This is a genomic window from Anaerotignum lactatifermentans, from assembly GCF_014982935.1.
Taxonomy (GTDB): Bacteria; Bacillota; Clostridia; order Lachnospirales; family Anaerotignaceae; genus Anaerotignum; species Anaerotignum lactatifermentans.
Window position 1 is genome coordinate 1 of record NZ_JADCKK010000092.1, and the last position, 7497, is coordinate 7497.

General features: G+C 40.1%; 8 protein-coding genes. All 8 read right to left on the reverse strand.

All coding sequences use genetic code 11. From position 1 onward, the window contains the following. Positions 1-162: 162 nt before the first annotated feature. A complete protein-coding gene (locus tag INF29_RS13510; protein WP_193487215.1) occupies positions 163-1332 on the reverse strand; it encodes a M20 metallopeptidase family protein in 1170 nt (389 codons plus the stop codon). Positions 1333-1401: 69 nt separating this feature from the next. After that, a complete protein-coding gene (locus tag INF29_RS13515) occupies positions 1402-2637 on the reverse strand; it encodes a Glu/Leu/Phe/Val family dehydrogenase (RefSeq protein ID WP_193487217.1) in 1236 nt (411 codons plus the stop codon). A gap of 60 nt (positions 2638-2697) precedes the next feature. Next, positions 2698-3225 carry a 2-oxoacid:acceptor oxidoreductase family protein gene (locus INF29_RS13520; protein WP_193487219.1) on the reverse strand — a complete coding sequence of 176 codons (528 nt, stop codon included), beginning with the start codon at positions 3223-3225 and terminating at the stop codon, positions 2698-2700. Beyond that, a complete protein-coding gene (locus INF29_RS13525; protein WP_193487221.1) occupies positions 3225-3971 on the reverse strand; it encodes a thiamine pyrophosphate-dependent enzyme in 747 nt (248 codons plus the stop codon). The genes INF29_RS13520 and INF29_RS13525 overlap by 1 nt, the downstream gene beginning before the upstream one ends. A 15-nt stretch (positions 3972-3986) precedes the next feature. Next, positions 3987-5036 (reverse strand): 3-methyl-2-oxobutanoate dehydrogenase subunit VorB, encoded by a 1050-nt coding sequence (gene vorB, locus INF29_RS13530; protein WP_193487223.1) that lies wholly within the window; start codon positions 5034-5036, stop codon positions 3987-3989. 13 nt (positions 5037-5049) lie between these two features. After that, positions 5050-5265, reverse strand: a complete 216-nt coding sequence (locus INF29_RS13535) for a 4Fe-4S binding protein (RefSeq protein WP_193487225.1) — start codon at positions 5263-5265, stop codon at positions 5050-5052. Positions 5266-5397: 132 nt separating this feature from the next. Then, the gene (locus tag INF29_RS13540) at positions 5398-5856 is read right to left on the reverse strand and encodes a hotdog fold domain-containing protein (protein ID WP_193487227.1); all 459 of its coding nucleotides are present in this window, start codon (positions 5854-5856) and stop codon (positions 5398-5400) included. A 330-nt stretch (positions 5857-6186) separates the two neighbouring features. Further along, positions 6187-6987 carry an IclR family transcriptional regulator gene (locus INF29_RS13545; RefSeq protein WP_193487228.1) on the reverse strand — a complete coding sequence of 267 codons (801 nt, stop codon included), beginning with the start codon at positions 6985-6987 and terminating at the stop codon, positions 6187-6189. Positions 6988-7497 lie beyond the last annotated feature (510 nt).

Genomic DNA, 7497 nt, shown 5'->3' on the forward strand with positions numbered 1-7497 from the left:
GAACCCTGCTCATTTTTCAAAAATACGATTTGCAGGGCTTAGGTGGGTGTTTTTGTCTTTTTGAAACATAGCTGAAAGTATATCTTTCAATATTGTTTTTATCTTGACATATCACCGCTGGACTTTTAAGTCGATTTTGTACTCTTGGGTTACAGAATTACTTTATTTTAAATATTCCAATGCAGTAAGCACATGAATTTTCACACCGGTCAGCAGTGTATCTTCATCAATATTGAAATCACATCTATGATGAGGTTTGTCACTGCCAACTTCTGGATTGCCTGTCCCAATAAAGATCAAGGCACCAGGAATGTTATTGTGATTGATAAACTCAGAGAAGTCCTCCCCGCCCATACAACAGTAAGGAATGATATTATGTTCAGGAACAATTTGATTCATGACATGTGTTTTCAGGAACTGTACACTGCTTTCATCATTCATAACAGTATAACTGCTTGGCATAAACTCTACAGTGCCGTTAATACGGTAAGCTTCGCAGATACTTTTCACAATTCTTTCAAATCGCTTTCTAGGCTGCTGTTCGCCGTCATCATCGCCATCATAAAGATAACGAAGGGTACCTTCCATTTCTACCGTTTCTGCGATAATATTGGAAGATGTACCACCAGAGATTTTGCCAAACATAATGACAGTAGCATCCATAGGATCAATTTCTCTGGTCTGAATACTCTGCACAGACTGAATGATATTGGCTGCACAGATGATGGGATCAATGCTGCTCTGGGGTGCCGAAGTATGCCCGCCTTTCCCCACCAATGTGATTTTAAAGTTATACATTTCTGCCATCACCGGACCACTTTTCAAACCAATATACCCACTGGGAATGGGTGTCCAAAGATGCACTGCAAAAGACGTATCCACATCGGGATTTTTCAGCACCCCTTCTTTGATCAAGAAGCTTGCACCATCCTCTTCTTCATTCGGCTGAAATACCAATTTCACAGTCCCATGCATTGCATCCCTTTGCTCTGTCAGACTTTTCGCCGCGACCAGAAGCATTGCCATATGTCCATCATGTCCACAGGCGTGCATAACACCTTTGTTTTCAGATACATATGCAACATCGTTTTCTTCCAAAACTGCAAGTGCATCCATATCCGATCTCAGCAATATTGTTTTTCCAGGATATTTCCCTTCAATCAATGCCACAACACCCGTTTTCGCAATAACTTTCGGTTCCAGCCCCAGATTTTTCAGATATTCCTGAATAAATTTGGATGTTTCATATTCCTGAAACCCTAATTCAGGGTGTTTGTGAAAATGTCTTCTCAATTGAATTACTTCATCTTTATATTGCTCAAAGTTATACATAAAACGCCGCCTTCCAAACACTTCTCATTTTCTGTTGACCGACAATGCCAACTGCATTCTATCCACAGATCAGATCCAGCCACGTGCTGTCATGGAATCTGCAATTTTCTTCAGGGCATTGATCCAAGCACCATTTCTCATGGATGTATCATATTTTTCTGCTGAAGCTTTTGTCGCACGGTAAGCACTAACAATTCTTTCTTCCAGTTTGTTTCTTACCTTATCCACATCCCAGTAATCATCTGTCAGCCCCTGTGTTCTTTCAAAAGAGCATACGATTGCACTGCCGCAGTTTGTCAGTACATCTGGAACGATAGCAATGCCTCTTTTTGCCAGAATTTCTTCTGCTTCAGGAGTTGTAGGACCATTTGCCGCTTCCATAATCAGTTTTGCCTGAATCTTATCTGCATTACCTTCGTTCAGTACGCTCTGAACAGCAGCGGGAACCAGAATATCACAAGGCAGTTCCAGCAGTTCTGCATTGCTCAGAGATTTTGTACCAGGGAAACCTTCTACATAACCTGTTTTCGCAACATGTTCAACCAGTGCAGGAATATCAATACCATCTTCGTTGTAGATTGCATTTTTGATATCGCCAACACCTACTACTTTAAAGCCCGCTTCCCGATACAAAAGTGCAGCAGTTCTGCCTACATTGCCAAAGCCCTGTACAACAATTTTTGCATCGGACGCAATACCCAGATCTTTTACAGCCTCTCTTGTTACGAAGAATACGCCAGTACCTGTTGCTTCCATACTCAGCTGTGTACCATTTGTAGCAACAGGTTTGTCATTGATTGCCGCAGGCTGATGATACTGTTTGATTTCCTCCAGTTCATCCAGCATCCAAGCCATTGTTTTACCGCTTGTACCAATGTCAGCACCAGGAACGTCAACCCATGCGCCTTTCATAGGAAGTTTACGAATGTAAGCACGACACAGTCTTTCATATTCACCTTCAGACAGTGTTTTAGGATCAACTTTCACGCCACCTTTACCGCCGCCTGCAGGAATACCTGCTACTGCATGTTTTACTGTCATCCACAAACCCAGAGCTTTTACGATATCCAGATCCAAATCAGGAACAAATCTCAGACCGTTTTTCACCTGCCCCAGGGCATCATTATAATGTACTCTGTAAGCTTCGAAGAATTTCAGTTCGCCATTATCCATTTTCATAGGAATGGTAAACTGAAAAATTCTTTTAGGCTGTTCCAAATATCTAACAGCATCGGGATTGATACCTGCAATTTTTGCTGCGGTATGCAGAGCCGCCTGGGATGTTTCAAAAGGGTTATTGCTCATAGTATATTCCTCCTGTCAAAAAACATAAATAGAATATTTTCTGTTTCTAATGATATATTCTTAAAACGTATATCCCTTATCCAGAGCATCTCTGTTTACAGGAATCAGTTTTTCTTTTTTACCTGGGAACACAGACTTTAGTTCGTCTTTTACTTCATCCAGGCTTACAAAGTTCAGATATTTCATTGCAACGCCAAGCGCTACCATATTCGCTGTTTTTGCATTGCCCAGTTCCATTGCTAAGTCATTTACTGGCACACGGATAATATCAATATCGATTCTTTCCGGTTTAATGGATACCAGATTGCTGTTAATGATTAATTTGCCGCCAGGCTTTACCATTGCTTCATAATCTTTTAAAGAACGATCATCCATTACCAGCAGTAATTCTGCTTCAGAAATAATAGGAGAGCCCATCTTTTCTGCTACAGTCATCTGGCACATAGTACGACCGCCACGCTTTTCCTGACCATAGGAAGGAGAAAAAGTAACTGTATATCCTTTGCGTACTGCCGCCTGACAGATCAATTCACCAATGGAGATGACACCTTGTCCGCCAATACCCGAAAACATAAATTGACTTTTCATTATTTATCCACCTCCGTATCTTTGAATACTCCCAATGGATAAATGGGAATCATGTTATCATCAATAAATTCAATTGCTTTTAAAGGCTTCAGCCCCCAACCTGTAGGACAAGGAGAAAGAATTTCCACAAAACTCATGCCTTTGCCTTCTTTCTGCAGTTCCAGTGCTTTCTGAATCGCTTTTTTTGCCGCGAAAATATTTCTGGGACTATTCACTGCAACTCTTTCGCTGTAAATACAACCTTGAATATTAGAAATCAATTCTGCCATATTCACTGGAGCACCTGCCTGTTCTACTGTTTTCCCATAAGGTGTGGTAGATGTGATCTGCCCTTCCAGCGTAGTAGGTGCCATTTGTCCACCTGTCATGCCGTAAATCGCATTATTAACAAAAATAACACTGAACTTCTCTCCTCTGATGGCTGCATGGATAATTTCGGACATCCCTTCTGATACCATGTCGCCATCCCCCTGATAAACAACAATCAAGTTTTCTGGTCTGGCACGTTTCAATCCAGTTGCCAGAGCAGGTGCACGCCCATGCAGCGCACAAATGGAATCTGTTTTAAAATACTGATCCGCATATACAGAACAGCCAATGGGCCATACCATAACGGTATCTTCCAGCCAGCCTTTTTCGTCAATGATTTCCGCAATCAGTTTATTGATAATCGCATGTCCACATCCGCCACAGTATTTGAAATAGGTTTCCTGCAGGGCTGATGGTCTTTTGTACATAACTTGCATTATCTGCACCCCTTTCTATTTCGCATACAGTTCTTTTACTTTTTCCAGCAATTCTTTCGGTGTTGGTGTAAAACCACCTAAACGACCATAGAAAGAAACTGCATCTTTATCTTTAACAGAAAGCTTGACATCTTCCACCATCTGACCTGCATTCAGTTCCACTACCAAGAACTTTTTACCATCTAAGCCTTCAAAAGCTTTTTCAGGGAAAGGCCATACGCGCTGAGGACGAATCATACCAACTTTCAGACCATTTTCTCTTGCCATTTCAACAGTATCCAGAGCAACTCTGGCAACAGAACCAAATGCTACGAGAATTAGTTCTGCATCTTCTGTTTCGATGCTTTCCCATCTTTGTTCATTCTCGCGGATCTTTGCAAACTTATTCTGCAAATTCTGGTTAAATGCTTCCCACTGTGCAGGACCATCACCACATGTAGTGATTACGTTATGTTCTCTGTTCTTTGCGCCTGTTACAGCACCAGGGAATGAAATATCTTTCGGTGTTACTTCGCCAGGAAGTTCAACACTTTCTCTCATCTTAGCCAGTGTAGCATCTGTCAAAACAATCACGGGATTCAAATACTGTTCTGCCAATTCAAAGGCTTCCTGAATCATATCTGCCTGTTCTTGTACAGAATAGGGTGCCAAACAAATCACATTATAGTCACCATGACCGCCGCCTTTTACAGCTTGAAAATAATCTCCCTGCGATGCCAAGATCTCACCGTCAGCCGGACCAGGTCTCATAACATTGACAACCACTGCTGGCAGCCCTGCTGCTGCCATATAACTCATGGCTTCTTGTCCAAGGCTAAAACCAGGACCAGCAGTACCTGTCATAGCTCTTTTGCCTGCTGCTGCTGCACCAGCAATCATATTAAAAGCTGCTACTTCTGTTTCTGCCTGTACAAAAACCAAATCTCTTTTGGGTGCCTGTGCTGCATAATATTCTGGCATTTCACTAGATGGCGTGATCGGATAACCGAAGAAAAATCTGCATCCTGCGCGAATTGCAGACTCAGCCAGTGCCGCATTCCCCTGCATAAACACTTTCTCGCCCATTGGTCATACCTCCCTATTCAGAAATATCTTTTACAACTTCAATTGCACCTTCTGGACAAACTTTTGCACAAGTCGCACATCCAATGCATTCTTCCATATTTTCAATAACAGGTGTGTAGTAGCCCTGCTTATTGATTTTGTCCCCAGCGGCAATAATTTTCTTAGGACAGAATTTCACACAATAATGACACTCTTTGCATCTGTCGAAATCAATTTTGACCAAATTCATAGGAGCGCTTCCCCCTTTTCGTTTTTATGAAGTAAAATCCGCCGGAACCAAGTGCTTTTTGTTCCAGCGGATTTATGATGAGTCATTGCATTTATCTGCTTAAAATCCTACTACTGGACTGCAAAACACATATTATTCTCCGGGATGTTTTCTGTCTTTAAAGGAAGATTCCTGAGGTCCTCTCTGATCCTTCTTCGCGATATAAAGACTGCCTGTTGCTCTGCCGCACAGTACTGGAGGTTCACAGGCAGTTGCTGCTGTTCCGGGTGTTGCTACACCAGAAAGATCTGCGTCTGTTCTGTCCAGCTGTGTTGCCACTTTCCACGCTTCAAATTTACATGTATAAGACTGGTTACCAACTTTTTCTATCCAGCCATGATATTCCATAAAGTCACCTACATATACAGGAGACAAAAATTCAATATTTTCATATCCCAGGAACAGACTGATATCGCCATCCACATAAACCATAAGTTCTGTGCCGACATCTCCCCACTGGTCAACGATTCTTGCGCCGTTTACCAGACCACCTACATAATGTGCATCTTTTGCGCTCATCATCAGATGATGTACTACTTTTTTACCTACCATAAAAACTCCTCCTTTAATTCTAAATAGTAGAATATTGTTTTGATATTGGGAATGTGTTGTAGCTTTATTATATGGAATGCCATTCTATTTGTCAACGGTGTTCTGCATTAAAATATGTACAATTTTTCCATGAAAAATTTGTGCAGTTCCGAAAGGGCATTTCCTATCCTATTTTTTGTTTTTTTATGCTTTGTTGACGATCTCTTGCTTTGTCAAAAAAAGAGCCCTGATTCTATCTACTGAATCAGGGCTCTTCCTATTTCCTTTTATGCATAAAAAAACCTTCTATATTTACTATAGAAGGTTTTGTAATATCATAAATTTTGTTGTCTATACTTCTTTTTGATACCCAAGATATTCCGAAAGGGCTTCTCCAGCCTTTTTGAGTTCTTGAATAATCTCTTGACTTTTTTCTTTTGTAAATCTACTGCTAGGAACACTAATGCTGATAGCCGCTATCAATTCATTCTTATAGTCAAAGACAGGAACCGCTGTGCAAATCAAATCATCACAAAATTCCATATTGTCTATGGAATAACCATTTTTTTTCACTATTTCCAATTCAGAATACATATCATCTAATGATACGATTGTATTCTGTGTTATTGGCTGAATATCTGCTTTTGTAAAATAGTCCTTTACTTCTTCTTTTGTGAAATGACTCAGGAATTGTTTTCCCAAAGCAGTTGCATACAAAGGCTCTCTTTCTCCAATCTCCACAGTAGAACGCAGCCTTCGATCTGGCTCCATCTTACAGATAATAACAACTTCGCCATTGTTATAAATACCCAGATTGACCGTTTCCATACATTTTGTACATAACTGTTCCAAAATCTTCTGATAAACAGCCTCATTTAAATTGTGGCTAGCAGGAACTGCCTGAGCAATATCATAAATCCCCCATCCCAAACGATAGGTCGTAACACTTCCTTCTACCTTTTCTACAAAACCATAAGCATAAAGTGTATCCAAAATTCGATGTACAACGCTTTTTCCCATATCCAGCTTTTCACTGATTTCCGCAAGACCCATTCCGCTAGAAGAATTCGCACATTTCAAACACAGCAAAATGTCAATTGCTTTTTCCAATGTTTGAACCGGATATTTCGGTTTATATACTGAATTTACCATACTTATCTCCCCCATTTTATGTACCTTATTTTTTAATATATACCATTTATTTCAAGAAAACAATAAGCAATAATATTTTTTTATATAAAAAATTGTCATAAATTGTAATATTTTCAATCATATCACATCAAAATACCATACGCATCATCATAATGCACTCTATCGTTATAAAACTCAGCATAAAACTAATCACAACTAAAACTATATGGAACAGTCATTTCAGAAATATCTCTTGGTTAGATTATCTTTCTTTTTCCTGTTTATTCTTTCTTAACCCTCTCTATGATTTATTGTATCACGAAAAAAGTTCATAAAATCTTCCTAGACCTTAGACAGTACTATTCCTTTCAACGCAAAAAGGCAGTGAGATTTTTGAACTGCTTCAGATTGTGCGGACAGCACAAAAAGGCCTCTATGTAGGAAAATATGAAGTTTTAAGTGGAGAGGCGTCGCGTAAGCGGCGGCTCTCCGGTTTTTAACTGGATGCGCTCATGGTTGTAAAAATAAATA